Source organism: Corynebacterium sp. H128 (assembly GCF_037482625.1).
Taxonomy (GTDB): domain Bacteria; phylum Actinomycetota; class Actinomycetes; order Mycobacteriales; family Mycobacteriaceae; genus Corynebacterium.
Genome location: NZ_JBBHKW010000004.1, coordinates 89,264 through 105,076 on the forward strand (window position 1 = coordinate 89,264; position 15,813 = coordinate 105,076).

Genomic DNA, 15,813 nt, shown 5'->3' on the forward strand with positions numbered 1-15,813 from the left:
CCTGAGTCTAGGCGAGCTATTCGTAGCGCAAGGCATCGATCGGGTTCAGCCGCGCAGCTTTCGCTGCGGGGTAGTAGCCGAAGAACAGGCCGGTAGCCAGCGAGAACAACAGCGATACCAGCACCACGCCGAGCGGAGGGAACACGAAAGTACCCAACAGTTGGGCACCGATCATGCCGAATACGGAACCGATCACCACGCCAATCATTCCGCCGACAAGTCCGATAATCATCGCCTCGATCACAAACTGCCATTTGATGTCCCGACGGCGCGCCCCAAGGGCCTTCCGCACGCCAATCTCTCGGGTACGTTCAGTCACGGTGATGAGCATGACGTTCATGACGCCGATGCCACCAACGAGGAGGGAAATGCCACCGATAGCCGCTACCACCATGCTGATCGAGTTCAGCACGCTATTGACAGACTCCAGTTCGCTACCAAAGTCCGACACTTTGACCCGGTAGTCATCATTGCTCTCATAAAGCTGATCGAAGTAGGACTGGATATCCTGCTTAAGTTGATTACTGTCACCAGTCCCGGCAACCCGAACGCTGATGCTGGAGTACGCGTCAGGCGTCAGAACCCCCGAATCCGAATCAACTTCTGCGGGCAGCAAAGCATAAGGAATATATACAGAGGCGGTTTCCATCGAGCCGACTAGCAGCCCTTGCTTCGCTTTCTTCGCCACTCCCACCACGTTGAACACCTGCGATTCACCCTCAGCGGTGAACTCTATTTCGGAGCCCAAGGCAGCATTCGCATCGCCTTCGAATAGCGCATCGGAGACTTCGGGCGAGATCACCGCTACATGCCGCTCCTCTGAAAGGTCTTGCTCCAGTATGGGGCGTCCCGCTTCGATATCAACGCTGTTCATCCACAGGAAATCTGCGTTCACGGGAGCCAAAGACACTTTCTGGTCCTTCGCAGCAAGGCTGGCTCCAATGGAGCTGAGGCGGTGTACTTCACCTCGCTGATAGCTGGGGTTACCGATCCCGACGCCACTGATCTGCGGCCCGAAATGTTCTCGGAGCGCCTCGACTTGTGCTTCGGTGATGAGGGAATCCGGGTCGGCCACGGCTTCGTTGAAGTAGTTTTGTTCCTCTTCCGCAGCTTCGCTGCGCTGGGTCACGGAAACTGACAGGTCACTCGCCCCGAGTGCAGCCAGGCTTCCGAAAGTCTGGGTTTTGAGGGCATGGCCAAGCGTCATGATGGTAATCACGGAAGCGATACCGATGATGATGCCGAGCAGTGTCAGCATGGAGCGCATTTTCGCAGTCTTTAGGCTGCCGAGCGCTAGCGAAATGGCCTCTCTAATGGACATCGGTTGTCTCTTCCTCTGCCGCCATGATTTTGCCGTCGACCATCATGACGGTGCGCTGTGTTTCTGCCGCAAGCTCGGGGTTGTGCGTAATGAAGGCGATCGTGGTCCCATGTTCCTGGTTGAGCTCATGGAACAGGTCCATGACCATCCTTCCGGTCGCGGTGTCGAGCGCACCGGTAGGTTCATCAGCCAGGATGAGGTCCGGGTTGTTCGCCAATGCCCGGGCAATAGCTACGCGCTGCTTCTGTCCACCAGAAAGCTGATTCGGCAGGTGCCCCATGCGGTCTGCCATCCCCACCATTTCTAGTAGCTCTTGTGCGCGTTCACGTCGCTGATTGACCTTGACTCCCGCGTACATCATCGGCATCTCCACGTTTTTCAGGGCGTCAATCCTTCCGATGAGGTTGAAGTTCTGAAAGACGAAGCCGATGTTTTCGCTCCGGTAGCGCGCGAGCTCATCGTCGTCGGATTCCAGCACGTTCACGCCGTCGAAACTGTAGCTGCCTGCAGTGGGGCGATCCAGCATCCCGACAATGTTCATCAGTGTCGATTTACCGGATCCCGAGGCACCAATCACCGCCACGAATTCCCCCGGATCGATATGAAAATCCACCCCGTGCAGCACGGTTAATTCACTGTCAAGCCCGGCGTTGAAAGTGCGGACGATGCCGCGTAAGTCGATGAGGTGCGTCATCGCGCTACCCCTCAATCGATACGAGCTTATCGACGTCCGCCTCGTGCTTACTTACCGACGTCACCACCTTGGTGCCAGCTTTAATTTCTGGCCCTGTGATCACCGCATCAAAGTTGCTTTCTGTGACCAGGTCCACCGGGACTCGCTTGACCCGCCAGGCATCTGACTCCTCCGCCAGGATGAGCACGTCATGACCAGTCTCGGTTTTGATCACGGCTTCCCGCGGCACGGCGAGAGCTTGGGGGCGCTTATCGACGACAATCTGCAGCTTCGCGCTAGCTCCGAGCCGGAGCCCCTCCTTGTCCCCGGTTACTGCGATCTCGACCGGGAACTCTGCCTTCTGACTCGGCTGCTTCTCGCCTTCCGCCTGTGGAGTCTGCGCTACCGGGGAAATCCGGACCACATTGCCACTAAACTTCTTATCCCCGGTTGCCGGCGTAGTAAACGTGACTTCGTCTCCGGCCTTAAGCTTGCCGACCTCAGATTCCTTCACCTTCGCCGTCACGGTGAGCCGATCGGTATCGGCGACAGTAAGCAGCACGCCTTCAGGGGCCGCGCCTTCTATCGCACCCAACTCTGAGATCACCCCGGCATGCGGTGCACGCACCTCAGCCTCCGACATATCCACCTGCATGTGTCGCGAAGTAACTGATTGGCTAGCACCGGCTGCGTCCACCCCCGCCGCGGCTTGCTCAGCGGCGATTCTCTCGGCGTCGATTTGTTGCAGGGTGGCGAGTCGAGCGGACTCCACGGCCAACGCAGCTTCTTGTTGCGCCGCCGCAGCATCCGCGACCTTGGCTTGTGCTACCGCGAGATCTCGATCCACTGCCACGAGGGTGCGCTGCATTTCTTGCTGCTTGAGGTCGGCGTCGCGCTCAGCTCGGTCGAGGCGATCCTCGGCAGTCGCCATGTCTAGGGTTGCCACCGGCGAGGCGGTATCTTCCACCAGTACCCCGTAGATTGTGGTCGCAGTAATCCGGGCAAGCTCGATAGCAGCATCTCGGTTCTCGTCACGCGCTGCGACGAGAGCCCGGTCTTGTTCAGCGATGCGCGGATCTGCGCCTTGGAGGCGGTCGGATTGCAGGTCGTTATATTGCTTCTGGGCCAAGGTTAGTTCGGAGTCAGCTTGGCGCAGCGCAGCCGTAGCGCTGTTGATCTCCGGGTTCATGCCCATCTGGTAGCGGTCCCGCGACTGCTGGTACGCATTTTGAGCCGTAGCGAGTTGTTGTTGAGCAGCTGCGGCTGCTTCCGCTTGCTGCGCAGCTTGTAGTTCAACCTGACGCTGGAGTTCTGTGGTGTCCATGCGGGCGAGGACTTGGTCCGCTTGTACCTTGTCGCCTGCGCGCACCTTCAGCTCTAGCACTGGCCCAGTCAGACGCGAAGTCACCGAGGTGTATTTGTCCGCCATGACTTCGCCCGTAGTCGCGACCTTGGCCACCACGTCCTTCTTCTCTACCTCTTTGACCTCAGAGGCCGCGATCGCGGGATAGGAATCTTTGCCCAGTATTGAGGCAGCAGCCCAGGCCCCCCCTCCGCCAACGACGGCCAACGCTGCGATGCCTGCAACGAGCTTTTTCCGCATTTCCGCGATTCCTTTGTGTAGTTTCTGGTAGCCAACATTATAAGAATAGGAGCTACGGAAAAATAGATTCAACAAACCCTGACAAATATCAGGGTTTACCCTACCCCCTTGTTTGCTCAGCATTGTTGGGAAGAGTGTTGTAGACGTGCAAAAAGGGCAAGCCCCGGCCAAAAACTTGGCTGGGGCTTGCCCTTGCTGAATTACCACACTCCACTGAGTGGAGCTGATAACTCGGCCAGACTAGCGGGCCTTCTCGACGATTTCGACGAGACGGAAGTGCTTGTCCTTAGACAGCGGACGGGTCTCCTCGATCTTGACGAGGTCACCGATGCCGGCGATCTCCTCTTCATCGTGAGCCTTGACCTTCGAGTTGGAACGAATGGTCTTGCCGTACAGTGCGTGCTGCTTACGGTCTTCCAATTCGACGACAATGGTCTTAGTCATCTTGTCGGAAACAACGTAGCCGGTACGAACCTTGCGGCCGCCCTTTTCCTTCTTTTCAGTGTTGTTCACAGTTGCCTCACTCATGATTAAGCCTCAGCTCCCGGGACAACGGACAGGCCCAGCTCGCGCTCACGGATAACCGTGTAGATACGGGCAATGTCCTGCTTGACCACGCGTAGGCGGCGGTTGTTGGTCAGCTGGCCGGTTGCCATCTGGAAGCGCAGGTTGAAGAGCTCTTCCTTGGCTTCCTTCAGACGGTTGGTCAGCTCTTCAGCATTGAGCTCGCGGAGCTCGTGTGCAGGGATACCAGATGCCATTAGAACTGGTCCTCCTTCTTAACGATGCGGACCTTGCAAGGCAGCTTCTGGCCAGCACGACGAAGCGCTTCGAGAGCAGTTTCTTCGTTTGGGTAGCTCATCTCAAAGAGAATGCGACCTGGCTTGACGTTGGCGACCCACTTTTCCACGCCACCCTTACCGGAACCCATACGCACGCCGAGTGCTTTCTGGGTCAGTGGGCGGTCAGGGAAAATGTTGATCCATACCTTGCCACCACGCTTGACGTGGCGGTTGATGGCGATACGAGCGGACTCGATCTGACGGTTGGTGATGTAGGCAGGCTCGAGAGCCTGGATGCCGTAATCACCGAAGGTAACGCGGTTGCCACCCTTGGAAACACCAGTGCGGTGTGGGCGGTGCTGACGGCGGTACTTGACGCGCTTAGGGATAAGCATTCTTAGCCCTCCTGCTTCTGCTCTGCACGCTGACGACGCTGGCCACCACGACGTGGACGCTCGCGACGATCGCCGCGGCCACGGCCGGCAGCTGGTGCGTTCATTTCGGACTCGCGACGGCCACCAACAACGTCACCCTTGTAGATCCACACCTTGACGCCGATGCGTCCGAAGGTGGTGTGAGCTTCGTAGGTACCGTAGTCGATTTCGGCGCGAAGGGTGTGCAGCGGAACGCGACCCTCATGGTAGCGCTCGGTGCGAGACATCTCGGCGCCGCCGAGACGACCGGAACATACAACCTTGATGCCCTTGACCTGTGGCTGACGCATTGCGCCCTGGATTGCCTTGCGCATAGCGCGACGGAATGCCACACGGTTGGTGAGCTGCTCGGCGATGGACTGTGCCACCAGCTGAGCGTTAGCGTCGATGTTCTTGACCTCAAGAATGTTGAGTGCGACCTGCTTGCCGGTCAGCTTCTCCAGCTCACCGCGAATGCGGTCAGCTTCGGAGCCGCGACGACCAATCACGATGCCCGGGCGGGCGGTGTGAATGTCAACGCGGACGCGATCGCGGGTGCGCTCGATGACGACGTCGGCAACGCCGGCGCGGTCGAGGCCCTTAGCGAGGAACTCGCGGATCTTGATGTCTTCTGCGATGTAGTCAGAGTAAGACTTGTCGGCGTACCAGTGGGACTTCCAGTCGGAAGTAATGCCCAAGCGTAGGCCGTGTGGATGGATTTTCTGGCCCACTACTTGGCCCCTTCCTTCTGGCTCTCAACAACCACGGTGATGTGGCTGGTGCGCTTACGGATAATGAATGCGCGACCCTGAGCACGTGGCTGGAAGCGACGCATGGTTGGTCCCTCATCGGCGTATGCCTCAGAGATGACCAAGGTGCGTGGATCCATGCCGAAGTTGTTCTCAGCGTTTGCTGCTGCGGATGCAACGACCTTTGCAACTGGCTCTGCAGCAGCCTGTGGGGCGTACTTCAGGATAGCCATTGCCTCGGACACGGTCTTGCCGCGAACGAGATCGATGACGCGGCGTGCCTTCATCGGGGTGACCCGGACGAAGCGCGCGGTCGCGCGGGCGGTGGTGATTTGGTCACTCATCGCTTATCGACGTCCCTTCTTGTCTTCCTTGATGTGACCCTTGAAGGTCTTGGTTGGTGCGAACTCGCCGAGCTTGTGGCCAACCATGGAGTCATCAATGAATACCGGCACGTGCTTGCGACCGTCGTGGACGGCGAAGGTGTGACCGATGAAATCAGGGAGAATGGTGGAGCGGCGAGACCAGGTCTTGATGACCTGCTTGGTGCCCTTTTCGTTCTGAGCGTCGACCTTGTTGAGGAGGTGCTCATCGACAAACGGGCCCTTCTTAAGGCTGCGTGGCATTTTCTACCTCCTCTTAGCGCTTCTTGTTCTTGTTGGAGCGGCGGCGACGAACGATCAGGCGATCGGACGGACGGTTTGGCTTGCGGGTACGACCCTCTGGCTGACCCCAAGGAGAAACTGGGTGACGACCACCGGAGGTCTTACCTTCACCACCACCGTGTGGGTGATCGACCGGGTTCATAACGACACCACGGACGGTTGGGCGAACGCCCTTCCAGCGCATACGGCCGGCCTTGCCCCAACGGATGTTGATCTGGTCAGCGTTGCCGACCTCACCAACGGTTGCACGGCAACGAATGTCAACGCGACGGATTTCAGAAGACGGCATACGCAGGATTGCGTACGTGCCTTCCTTACCGAGCAGCTGAATGGAGGTACCTGCGGAACGGGCCATCTTGGCACCGCCACCTGGCTTCAGCTCCACGCAGTGGATGGTTGCACCAGCAGGGATGTTGCGCAGTGGCAGGTTGTTGCCAACCTTGATGTCGGCGTTTGCGCCGGACTCGAGGATAGCGCCCTGCTTCAGGCCCTTAGGAGCAATGATGTATCGCTTCTCACCATCACGGAAGTGAAGGAGAGCAATGTTAGCGGTACGGTTTGGGTCGTACTCGATGTGAGCGACCTTAGCGGTGATACCGTCTTTGTCTGCACGACGGAAGTCGATGACACGGTACTGACGCTTGTGTCCGCCACCCTTGTGACGGGTGGTGATGTGGCCGTGTACGTTACGGCCGCCCGACTTGGACAGCGGGCGCAGCAGAGACTTCTCCGGAGTCGAGCGAGTGATCTCCTCGAACATCGAAACGGAGCTCTGGCGGCGACCCGGGGTTGTCGGCTTGTACTTACGAATAGCCATAGTTTTTCTGGTCCTTAACTTTCCGCCGCCGCTTAGGAGGCGGAACCGCCGAAGATGTCGATTGGATCGCTGCCCTCGCGCAGGGTGACGATGGCGCGCTTGGTGGCCTTACGCTGACCATAACCGGTGCGGGTACGCTTGCGCTTGCCCTCACGGTTGATGGTGTTAACGGAAGCAACCTTGACACCAAAGATCTGCTCGATAGCAATCTTGATCTCAGTCTTGTTGGAGGAAGGAGCCACCAGGAAGGTGTACTGACCCTGCTCCATGAGGCCGTAAGACTTTTCAGATACGACCGGTGCGAGGATGATGTCGCGTGGATCTGCGATGGTAGCCATTACTTAGCCTCCTCCTTGGCCGCGCCGGTAGCGCGGTCGATGAAGGTGTTAAGAGCCTCAACAGAGAACACGATGTCATCAGACTTGAGGACGTCGTAAGTGTTCAGCTGATCAGCTGCCAGGGTGTGTACGCCTGGGAGGTTGTTAACACTCTTCCATGCGGTGATGTCTTCACGGCCGAGGACGACGAGTACGTTCTTGCGCTCGGTCAGACGCTCGAGGAATGCACGTGCAGACTTCGTAGATGGGGTTTGACCCGGTACGAGCTCAGTTACCACGTGAATACGATCGTTGCGTGCACGGTCAGACAGGGAGCCGTACAGTGCAGCCTTAATCATCTTCTTAGGGGTGCGCTGCTCGTAGTTGCGAGGCTGTGGGCCGTGCGCGATGCCGCCACCAGCGAAGTGTGGAGCACGGATCGAGCCCTGACGAGCGCGACCGGTTCCCTTCTGGCGGAACGGCTTCCTGCCGCCACCGGAGACCATCGCACGAGTCTTCGTTGCGTGGGTGCCCTGGCGAGCAGCTGCGCGCTGTGCGTTGACAACCTGGTGCATGAGAGCAACAGATGCTTCGCGGTCAAAGATCTCGGCAGGTAGTTCAACCGTGCCGGAGGTCTTGCCGTCAGCGGTGTGGACGTCCAACTTTAGATTGGTCATGCGTGTGCACCGCCCTTCACTGCGGTCTTAACGGTTACGAGGCCACCGCGAACACCAGGGATAGCACCCTTGATGATCAGGAGGTTTGCCTCGGCGTCGATCTTCTGAACCTTCAGGTTCTGGGTGGTGACGCGGTCATTACCCATGCGACCTGCCATGCGGGTGCCCTTGAAGACGCGACCTGGGGTAGCACAAGCACCAATACCGCCGACGCGGCGGTGAGCTGCCTGGTTACCGTGGGATGCGCCCTGGCCAGCAAAGCCGTGACGCTTCATGCCACCAGCGAAGCCCTTGCCCTTGGAGGTGCCGGTGACGTCAACGAAGGTGATGCCTTCGAAGATGTCAACGGTGACGTCCTGGCCAACTTCGTAACCGGAAACATCATCCATGCGGATTTCGGTTACGTGACGACGTGGGGTGACACCAGCCTTGCCGAAGTGGCCGGCAGCAGGCTTGTTTGCCTTGCGTGGGTCGATTTCGCCAAAGGCGATTTGGATGGCGTTGTAGCCATCGGTTTCAACGGTGCGAATCTGGGTTACGACACATGGACCAGCTTCGACGACGGTTACCGGAATTACGCGGTTATCCTCGTCGAAGATCTGGGTCATGCCGAGCTTGGTGCCCAGAATGCCCTTTACTTCGTTTTCACTCATTATCTATTCTCCGCCAAGTATTTCCGTCGATCACTGAATGTTCACGTCGACGCTAGCCGGAAGGTCGATGCGCATGAGCGCGTCAACCGTCTTCGGCGTCGGGTCGAGGATGTCAATCAGACGCTTGTGAGTGCGCATTTCGAAATGCTCACGAGAGTCCTTGTACTTGTGTGGAGAACGAATAACGGCGTAAACGTTCTTTTCAGTAGGCAGTGGCACAGGGCCGACAACGCGGGCACCGGTACGGGTGACCGTCTCGACGATTTTCTTCGCAGATGCGTCGATCGCCTCGTGGTCGTAGGCCTTGAGCCTAATGCGGATCTTTTGTCCCGCCACGCTTATCCTCTTCCTCGCTGTCCCACATCAATTCTTGAGCGGTGGGAATCGCTGATTTCTCTATAACGTTGTCCGAGCCTGTTGGGGCTTGGCGTCCAACGCCAGTTACTTGACTTACTAGTTAAGGTCCGAAGAGACGAAGTTGCATTGCAAACGCACCTGCATCTCGGGCCTTGAACTGAAGAGGAAAGCACCGTGTTATCCACGCCATACTCTGCGCATCTTCATCAAGTGGAAGGGATCCTATCTCGCGATAAGCGTGTTCCTTGCCGACTGCCGCTGTTTATTTGCCATGCCCCTTCATGCTTCGGTCCTCCGCACTCCTGAGCCGGGCTCCAGAGTACGAACAACCTCCCACCTTTAAGAAGGAAGTTCATGTTTGCCCTACCATCACGATCTCCGGTGTTAGACACACAGAATTAACGCGTTGTTAAAGCAACCTGACTAGTAAAGCACGCAGGAAATAAAAATACAAGCCCTGTCCGCAGGAAATGTTAGCAAGTACACAATCAGCATTTCCCAAAGATGAAAATGCACCTAGGATTGAGTGAGACCTGCTGTTTTTACCTAGAGGAGACATCGACATGTCCGAAGCATTGCCAGTACCCACGCCAGACAGTCGCGGTCGCACTCAGATCGAAGATGTGGTTGTTTCTAAAATCGCCGGTATGGCCGCTCGTGAGGTTTCCGGGGTTCATGCGCTCGGCGGCGGAACTGCCCGCATGGTCGGCGCGCTTCGAGAGAACATTCCCGGATCTCGAACCAATATGCAACAGGGCGTCTCTGTGGAAGTTGGTGCCACACAGGCAGCCGTTGATATTGCCATTGTTGCCGAATACGGCGTAGCCATCCACGAGCTTGCCGAAGCAATTCGACGCAATGTCATCCTTGCGCTCGAGCGTATGACAGGTCTCGAGGTGGCTGAAGTAAATATTACGGTCCATGACATTTTCCTCGCCCGGGACGAGGAGGATTCCGAGGAACCGACCAGTCCTCCGCGAGTCAAATAGATGTCAGCGCAGCTTTCCAAGGCAGCCGCGCTGGAGTTGCTCAGCATTGTCCGCAGCATTCCGGGTGTGCACGACATGCATCCCGGCTTGTTCGGGGAGGTCGCACTGCTCTACCCCGGCGAGCGTGTCCCGGGTGTGCGGGTCACCGACCACTGTTTGGAAATCCACGTCGTCGCCACGCGCGATGCAGGCGATCTACGCATGCTTGGCAACGTCATCGTGGCCGCCACACAGCCCCTGAGCAACCTCCCAGTTCACGTAACTATCGGCGATATCGACTAAGGACCCCACCATGCCAACTAATTTACGCACTGGCCTTTTCTTGGGGCTCGCTTGTGCTTTCGCGCTGATTCTCGGCGGTTGGCTCGGCCTATTTTGGGCCCTGCTGTTTTCCGCGATCGGCGCAGCTATCGGAGCGCATTTCGACGGCATCATTGATCTTCGTAGCGCGTGGGACAACATCGGACGGGGACGTCGCGGCTGATGTCTGTAGTTGTTACCGAACGCGCGCTGACCAAGATCGTAGAGGCCGCAGTGGACTCAGTACCCGGGACTGTCAGTTTCTCTACTGGGATGGGGCGGCTCACGGGCAGAGCCTTTCCACGCTGCGACGTCCAACTCGATGACACTGCCACCGCCATGAGCGTCGAGGTTTTCATCGCAGTGACCTGGCCTAGTCCCGTTAATGAGGTAGCTGCCGCCGTACAACGCACGATCATCGAGCATGTACGAGTATTGGCCGGATTAAAGGTGGATACTTGCAATGTTGTGGTGGGCCCGGTAATTTCTACCAGCCGGCGCATCGACCGTGAAGATCTCCAGCTGCCTGCACTGGTTCCGATTCCAGTTAAGATTCGAGGCCAGCGATGAAGAACTACATTCCGCGTTCACATCCAGCCGCGCGGTGGGTCGCAGTGCTGCTCAGTTTCAGTCTCCTGGGGTTGGCTTTCGTCGCGGCCCGCGAGTTGTGGACCAAACGTACAGGAACGCAGCTAGAAAGCTGGCTAGTTCCAGTCTTTGAGATCATCGGACGTGCCACCTATGAAGACTGGATGCTCTACGCCGGCATCTTCGCATTGCTGCTCGGATTAGTCCTGGTGGCAATCGGTATCAAGCCGCGGCGAAAGACTCACCGAGCAGTTGCCTCAGCTGCCAACATCTGGATTCGTGATGTCGACATTGCACGACAATGCACTGCGACCGCAGAGAAGGTACCTGGGGTCCGACGTGCCTCTACCTATGTCACCCGCACTACCGTCACCGTCACTATCACCTGTAGCAGTCACGACGATGATGTCACTGAGCGCGTCTCCGCCAGCATCACTCCGCTGATTGCGGAACTGGCTACGGTACCCCAGTTGGTGCTGCGCACTTCCCCGCGGAATGGAGAAGATCGATGAATACGTTAACTGATGTCCTCGACCGCGTATTTGTTTGCGCAGTCGGGCTGCTTCTTACTCTTGCCGGAATGCTATCCATAGGGTTGTACCTGAATTATCCGGTGGCGCAAAGGTTTGTCGATCTATTGCAGCCGCATGCCTGGGGCACGATCCCTGGACACGCGTGGTTCTTGCCAGCTGTCGCCATGGCCGGCATTGTGCTGTTCTTCTTGGCCGCATGGATCATCGTCGGAAACTTCCAACGTAATCGGATTCGCCGGGTAGCCACCGTAGCTTCCAACTCTGCTGGAGCGATTGAGGTCGACTTAAGCGAAGTAGCAGCAGCGGTAGCAACTAGCTTCAAAATCGTCCCGGGCGTAATCCGCACTCGTGATGTGGTGCGGAGGGACCATGGTCAACGAGTGATGATCATCAAAGTGGATGCAGAGCCCAGCGCCCCTCTGCGCGCACTGATAGCACATGCCGAGCAATCCCAGAAGGACATTTCTGCAGCTCTGCAGGACGATTCCATCGCGCTCGCATTCCAGCTTCACTTCGCTCCAGTCGAACGTAAGACTCGCTAGAAACAAGGCTGTGGCCCGTAACCATGATGGTTACGGGCCACAGCCTTGTGTTTTGCGCCTAAGCGCTGAGCATCAAGTAGTTACTACTTGTTGATCTTGGTTACACGACCAGCGCCAACGGTACGGCCACCTTCGCGGATAGCGAAGCGCAGGCCCTCGTCCATAGCAACTGGCTGGATCAGGGTGACGGACATGTCGACGTTGTCGCCAGGCATAACCATCTCGGTGCCCTCAGGAAGCTTCACAACACCGGTAACGTCGGTGGTGCGGAAGTAGAACTGTGGGCGGTAGTTGTCGAAGAATGGGGTGTGGCGGCCGCCCTCATCCTTGGAAAGAACGTAGACAGAGCCCTCGAACTCGGTGTGAGGGGTGTAAGCGCCTGGCTTAGCAACGATCTGGCCACGCTCAACGTCTTCGCGCTTGATACCACGAAGCAGCAGACCACAGTTGTCGCCAGCCTCGGTGTAGTCGAGCAGCTTGCGGAACATCTCGATGCCGGTAACGGTGGTGGTGGTGGACTTCTCACGGATACCGAGGATTTCAACTTCCTCGTTAACCTTCAGGGAGCCACGCTCAACACGACCGGTAACCACGGTGCCACGACCGGTAATGGTGAAGATGTCCTCGACAGGCATGAGGAATGGCTTTTCGGTCTCACGTACTGGATCTGGGATGGAATCATCACAAGCCTGCATGAGCTCGAGGATGGAGTCAACCCACTTCTGCTCGCCGTTCAGGGCGCCCAGAGCAGAGATGTGAACGATAGGAGCCTCTTCGTCGTACTCCTGCTCACCGAGCAGCTCACGAACTTCCATCTCAACGAGCTCGATGATTTCTTCATCGTCAACCATGTCGCACTTGTTCAGAGCAACGAGGATGTAAGGAACGCCAACCTGGCGAGCGAGGAGAACGTGCTCACGGGTCTGTGGCATTGGGCCATCAGTAGCAGCAACGACGAGGATAGCGCCGTCCATCTGAGCTGCGCCGGTGATCATGTTCTTGATGTAGTCGGCGTGGCCTGGAGCGTCAACGTGTGCGTAGTGGCGCTTCTCGGTCTGGTACTCAACGTGGGAGATGTTAATCGTAATGCCACGCTCTTTCTCTTCCGGTGCCTTGTCGATGGCGTCGAAAGCGAAAGCCTGGTTGAGCTCAGGGAAAGCGTCAGCCAGAACCTTGGTGATAGCCGCGGTGGTGGTGGTCTTACCGTGGTCAACGTGACCGATGGTGCCGATGTTTACGTGCGGTTTCGTGCGCTCGAACTTCGCCTTTGCCACTGTATGTCCTCCTGGACTTCATGGTGGCTACGACCTTCGCAGCCACATTTGGTGGTTTGTATCCATGCACCTCCCCCGCAGTTAAGGTGAGGAAGCACACGGCTTTATTTCTGCCAGTTACATGATACTAGGGTCCAAGGCCTGAGAAAACAAACCTTTCAAGTACTCCTAGCTTTTGCCTAGAGTAATGGCCAACTCAACAACCGTTCAAACGGGTGCTCAGCAGGCCACTACTCATTGGCTCATTCGCATTATAGGAGGGCTAATTGTTCTGGCAAAACTAGCCCTCCACGAACACTTGACCTGGGATTACTTGGTGCCGTTACGCTCAGCGATGATCTCAGCCGCAACGTTGGTTGGAACCTCCGCGTAGGAATCAAAGATCATGGTGAAGTTTGCGCGGCCCGCAGTGCGGGAACGCAGGTCACCAATGTAACCAAACATCTGAGATAGTGGAACCTTGGCCTTGACGACCTTTGCGCCGGAACGATCTTCCATTGCGTTGACCTGGCCACGACGGGAGTTCAGGTCACCGATAACGTCACCCATGTACTCCTCTGGAGTGGTGACCTCAACGGCCATCAAAGGCTCCAGCAGAACTGGCTTTGCCTTTTCGACGGCAGCCTTGAGGACCTGAGCGCCGGCGATCTTGAAGGCCATTTCCGAAGAGTCAACGTCGTGGTATGCGCCGTCTACGAGGGTTGCCTTGATGTTGACCAGTGGGTAACCAGCAAGGAAGCCGTACTGCATGGCGTCCTGGATACCAGCGTCCACAGACGGGATGTACTCGCGAGGCACGCGGCCACCGGTGACGGCGTTCTCGAACTTGTAGATCGGGGACTCGCCCTCTTCCAGGGTTTCCAGCTCTGGAGCATAAGGCTCGATGGAAACGATGACCTTTGCGAACTGGCCGGAACCACCGGTCTGCTTCTTGTGGGTGTAGTCGAGGTTCTCAACTGCCTTACGAATAGTTTCGCGGTAGGCAACCTGAGGAGCACCAACGTTAGCCTCAACCTTGAACTCACGCTTCATGCGGTCAACAAGAACGTCGAGGTGAAGTTCGCCCATGCCGCCGATGACGGTCTGGCCGGTCTCTTCATCAAGCTTCACGGTGAAGGTTGGGTCCTCTTCCGCGAGCTTCTGGATAGCAGTACCCAGCTTCTCCTGGTCTGCCTTGGTCTTAGGCTCGATGGCAACTTCAATAACCGGATCCGGGAAGTCCATGGACTCGAGGATGATCTGATCGTTTGCATCGCAGAGGGTGTCACCGGTGGTGGTGTCCTTCAGGCCGATGAAGGCGTAGATGTTACCAGCGTGTGCTGCGTCAACAGGGTTCTCCTTGTTGGCGTGCATCTGGAACAGCTTGCCGATACGTTCCTTCTTACCCTTGGTGGAGTTCATCACCTGAGCGCCTGGCTCAACCATGCCAGAGTAGACACGGACGAAGGTCAGCTTGCCGAAGAATGGGTGTGCAGCAATCTTGAATGCCAAAGCAGAGAATGGCTCTTCGTCAGAAGGCTTACGGATCAAGTCGACGGTCTCGTCGTTCACCTTGTGGCCGTGAACCTCGCCGATGTCCAGCGGGGTAGGCAGGTAGTCAATAACGGCGTCGAGCAGTGGCTGTACGCCCTTGTTGCGGTATGCGGTGCCACAAAGAACTGGGTAGACCTCAGAGTTGACGGTCATCTTGCGGATGGCGCCCTTGATCTCCTCGATGGTGAGTTCTTCGCCACCGAAGTACTTCTCCATGAGAGCTTCATCGGACTCTGCAACTGCTTCGAGCAGCTTCTCGCGCCACTCGTTAGCCTTATCGACGAGATCGGCTGGGATTTCCTCGATGGTTGTGTCGGCACCGACCTCAACCTTGCCGCGCCAGGTCAATGCCCGCATCTCGACGAGGTCAACGATGCCGTCGAAGTCATCTTCAGCACCGATAGGAAGCTGGAGAACCAAAGGCTTGGCGCCAAGGCGGTCGATGATGGTCTGCACGGTGAAGTAGAAGTCCGCACCCATCTTGTCCATCTTGTTCACGAAGCAGATACGTGGAACGTCGTACTTCGCAGCCTGACGCCACACCTGCTCGGACTGTGGCTCAACGCCTTCCTTGCCGTCGAAGACAGCAACTGCGCCGTCGAGGACGCGCAGGGAGCGCTCAACCTCAACAGTGAAGTCAACGTGGCCCGGGGTATCGATGATGTTGATCTGGTTATCGTGCCAGAAACAGGTAACAGCAGCGGAGGTAATGGTGATGCCGCGTTCCTTCTCCTGCTCCATCCAGTCGGTAGTCGATGCGCCATCGTGCGTCTCGCCAACCTTGCGGTTAATACCCGTGTAGAACAGGATACGCTCAGTGGTGGTCGTCTTACCAGCATCAATGTGCGCCATGATGCCGATGTTGCGAACCTTTTTCAGGTCCTTAAGCACTTCTTGTGCCACAGTGGTTCCCCAACTCGTCAGTTGTGGGCGTTATTGGTGCCGGATATTTCGCTGGGTAGCGATCAGGTCACCAAATCCGCCGATGAATATATGTACTCGGTTAATTCTGCCACTATTTCTCGCG

At 57.2% G+C, this 15,813-nt stretch carries 22 protein-coding genes; 6 read left to right on the forward strand and 16 right to left on the reverse strand.

Annotation, left to right across the window (positions count from 1 at the left end; genetic code table 11):
- Window positions 1–16: 16 nt before the first annotated feature.
- From WG915_RS05135 to rpsJ, 14 genes are all read right to left on the reverse strand, one after another.
- Entirely contained in the window at window positions 17–1,321 is a 1,305-nt protein-coding gene (locus tag WG915_RS05135; RefSeq protein WP_339564307.1) for an ABC transporter permease, read from the reverse strand.
- Complete coding sequence (locus tag WG915_RS05140; protein ID WP_339564308.1) at window positions 1,311–2,015, reverse strand: ABC transporter ATP-binding protein; 705 nt, start codon at window positions 2,013–2,015, stop codon at window positions 1,311–1,313. The genes WG915_RS05135 and WG915_RS05140 overlap by 11 nt, the downstream gene beginning before the upstream one ends.
- Before the next feature lie 4 nt (window positions 2,016–2,019).
- Window positions 2,020–3,597, reverse strand: coding sequence for an efflux RND transporter periplasmic adaptor subunit (locus tag WG915_RS05145; protein WP_339564309.1), 1,578 nt, complete (start codon window positions 3,595–3,597; stop codon window positions 2,020–2,022).
- Window positions 3,598–3,837: 240 nt separating this feature from the next.
- Window positions 3,838–4,125 (reverse strand): 30S ribosomal protein S17, encoded by a 288-nt coding sequence (rpsQ, locus tag WG915_RS05150; protein ID WP_339564310.1) that lies wholly within the window; start codon window positions 4,123–4,125, stop codon window positions 3,838–3,840.
- A 2-nt stretch (window positions 4,126–4,127) separates the two neighbouring features.
- Window positions 4,128–4,358: a 50S ribosomal protein L29 gene (gene rpmC / locus WG915_RS05155; protein ID WP_339564311.1), complete on the reverse strand. Its 231-nt coding sequence runs from the start codon at window positions 4,356–4,358 to the stop codon at window positions 4,128–4,130.
- Window positions 4,358–4,774 carry a 50S ribosomal protein L16 gene (gene rplP, locus WG915_RS05160; protein ID WP_339564312.1) on the reverse strand — a complete coding sequence of 139 codons (417 nt, stop codon included), beginning with the start codon at window positions 4,772–4,774 and terminating at the stop codon, window positions 4,358–4,360. Before rplP ends, rpmC begins: the two co-directional genes overlap by 1 nt.
- 2 nt (window positions 4,775–4,776) lie before the next feature.
- On the reverse strand, window positions 4,777–5,523 hold the full coding sequence (gene rpsC, locus WG915_RS05165; protein ID WP_339564313.1) for a 30S ribosomal protein S3: 747 nt from the start codon (window positions 5,521–5,523) through the stop codon (window positions 4,777–4,779).
- On the reverse strand, window positions 5,523–5,885 hold the full coding sequence (rplV, locus tag WG915_RS05170) for a 50S ribosomal protein L22 (RefSeq protein WP_339564314.1): 363 nt from the start codon (window positions 5,883–5,885) through the stop codon (window positions 5,523–5,525). Before rplV ends, rpsC begins: the two co-directional genes overlap by 1 nt.
- 3 nt (window positions 5,886–5,888) lie before the next feature.
- A complete protein-coding gene (gene rpsS / locus WG915_RS05175; protein ID WP_339564315.1) occupies window positions 5,889–6,167 on the reverse strand; it encodes a 30S ribosomal protein S19 in 279 nt (92 codons plus the stop codon).
- Window positions 6,168–6,180: 13 nt separating this feature from the next.
- A complete protein-coding gene (rplB, locus tag WG915_RS05180; protein WP_339564316.1) occupies window positions 6,181–7,023 on the reverse strand; it encodes a 50S ribosomal protein L2 in 843 nt (280 codons plus the stop codon).
- A gap of 32 nt (window positions 7,024–7,055) precedes the next feature.
- Entirely contained in the window at window positions 7,056–7,361 is a 306-nt protein-coding gene (rplW, locus tag WG915_RS05185; RefSeq protein WP_339564317.1) for a 50S ribosomal protein L23, read from the reverse strand.
- Window positions 7,361–8,017 (reverse strand): 50S ribosomal protein L4, encoded by a 657-nt coding sequence (gene rplD / locus WG915_RS05190; RefSeq protein ID WP_339564318.1) that lies wholly within the window; start codon window positions 8,015–8,017, stop codon window positions 7,361–7,363. Before rplD ends, rplW begins: the two co-directional genes overlap by 1 nt.
- Complete coding sequence (gene rplC, locus WG915_RS05195; protein WP_339564319.1) at window positions 8,014–8,670, reverse strand: 50S ribosomal protein L3; 657 nt, start codon at window positions 8,668–8,670, stop codon at window positions 8,014–8,016. Before rplC ends, rplD begins: the two co-directional genes overlap by 4 nt.
- Before the next feature lie 30 nt (window positions 8,671–8,700).
- Window positions 8,701–9,006: a 30S ribosomal protein S10 gene (gene rpsJ / locus WG915_RS05200; protein WP_003848085.1), complete on the reverse strand. Its 306-nt coding sequence runs from the start codon at window positions 9,004–9,006 to the stop codon at window positions 8,701–8,703.
- 584 nt (window positions 9,007–9,590) lie between these two features.
- Here rpsJ and WG915_RS05205 point away from each other — a divergent pair.
- From WG915_RS05205 to WG915_RS05230, 6 genes are read left to right on the forward strand one after another with little or no spacing between them, the layout of a single operon-like run.
- Complete coding sequence (locus WG915_RS05205; protein WP_339564320.1) at window positions 9,591–10,016, forward strand: Asp23/Gls24 family envelope stress response protein; 426 nt, start codon at window positions 9,591–9,593, stop codon at window positions 10,014–10,016.
- On the forward strand, window positions 10,017–10,298 hold the full coding sequence (locus WG915_RS05210; RefSeq protein WP_339564321.1) for a hypothetical protein: 282 nt from the start codon (window positions 10,017–10,019) through the stop codon (window positions 10,296–10,298). It abuts the gene before it with no gap.
- 10 nt (window positions 10,299–10,308) lie between these two features.
- The gene (locus WG915_RS05215) at window positions 10,309–10,500 is read left to right on the forward strand and encodes a hypothetical protein (RefSeq protein WP_339564322.1); all 192 of its coding nucleotides are present in this window, start codon (window positions 10,309–10,311) and stop codon (window positions 10,498–10,500) included.
- Window positions 10,500–10,886, forward strand: a complete 387-nt coding sequence (locus WG915_RS05220) for an Asp23/Gls24 family envelope stress response protein (RefSeq protein ID WP_339564323.1) — start codon at window positions 10,500–10,502, stop codon at window positions 10,884–10,886. The genes WG915_RS05215 and WG915_RS05220 overlap by 1 nt, the downstream gene beginning before the upstream one ends.
- Window positions 10,883–11,416, forward strand: coding sequence for a DUF6286 domain-containing protein (locus tag WG915_RS05225; RefSeq protein ID WP_339564324.1), 534 nt, complete (start codon window positions 10,883–10,885; stop codon window positions 11,414–11,416). The genes WG915_RS05220 and WG915_RS05225 overlap by 4 nt, the downstream gene beginning before the upstream one ends.
- Complete coding sequence (locus tag WG915_RS05230) at window positions 11,413–11,979, forward strand: hypothetical protein (protein WP_339564325.1); 567 nt, start codon at window positions 11,413–11,415, stop codon at window positions 11,977–11,979. The genes WG915_RS05225 and WG915_RS05230 overlap by 4 nt, the downstream gene beginning before the upstream one ends.
- Before the next feature lie 83 nt (window positions 11,980–12,062).
- Here WG915_RS05230 and tuf read toward each other — a convergent pair whose 3' ends face one another.
- On the reverse strand, window positions 12,063–13,253 hold the full coding sequence (gene tuf, locus WG915_RS05235; RefSeq protein ID WP_339564326.1) for an elongation factor Tu: 1,191 nt from the start codon (window positions 13,251–13,253) through the stop codon (window positions 12,063–12,065).
- 309 nt (window positions 13,254–13,562) lie between these two features.
- Window positions 13,563–15,689: an elongation factor G gene (gene fusA, locus WG915_RS05240; RefSeq protein ID WP_339564327.1), complete on the reverse strand. Its 2,127-nt coding sequence runs from the start codon at window positions 15,687–15,689 to the stop codon at window positions 13,563–13,565.
- Window positions 15,690–15,813: the final 124 nt, after the last annotated feature.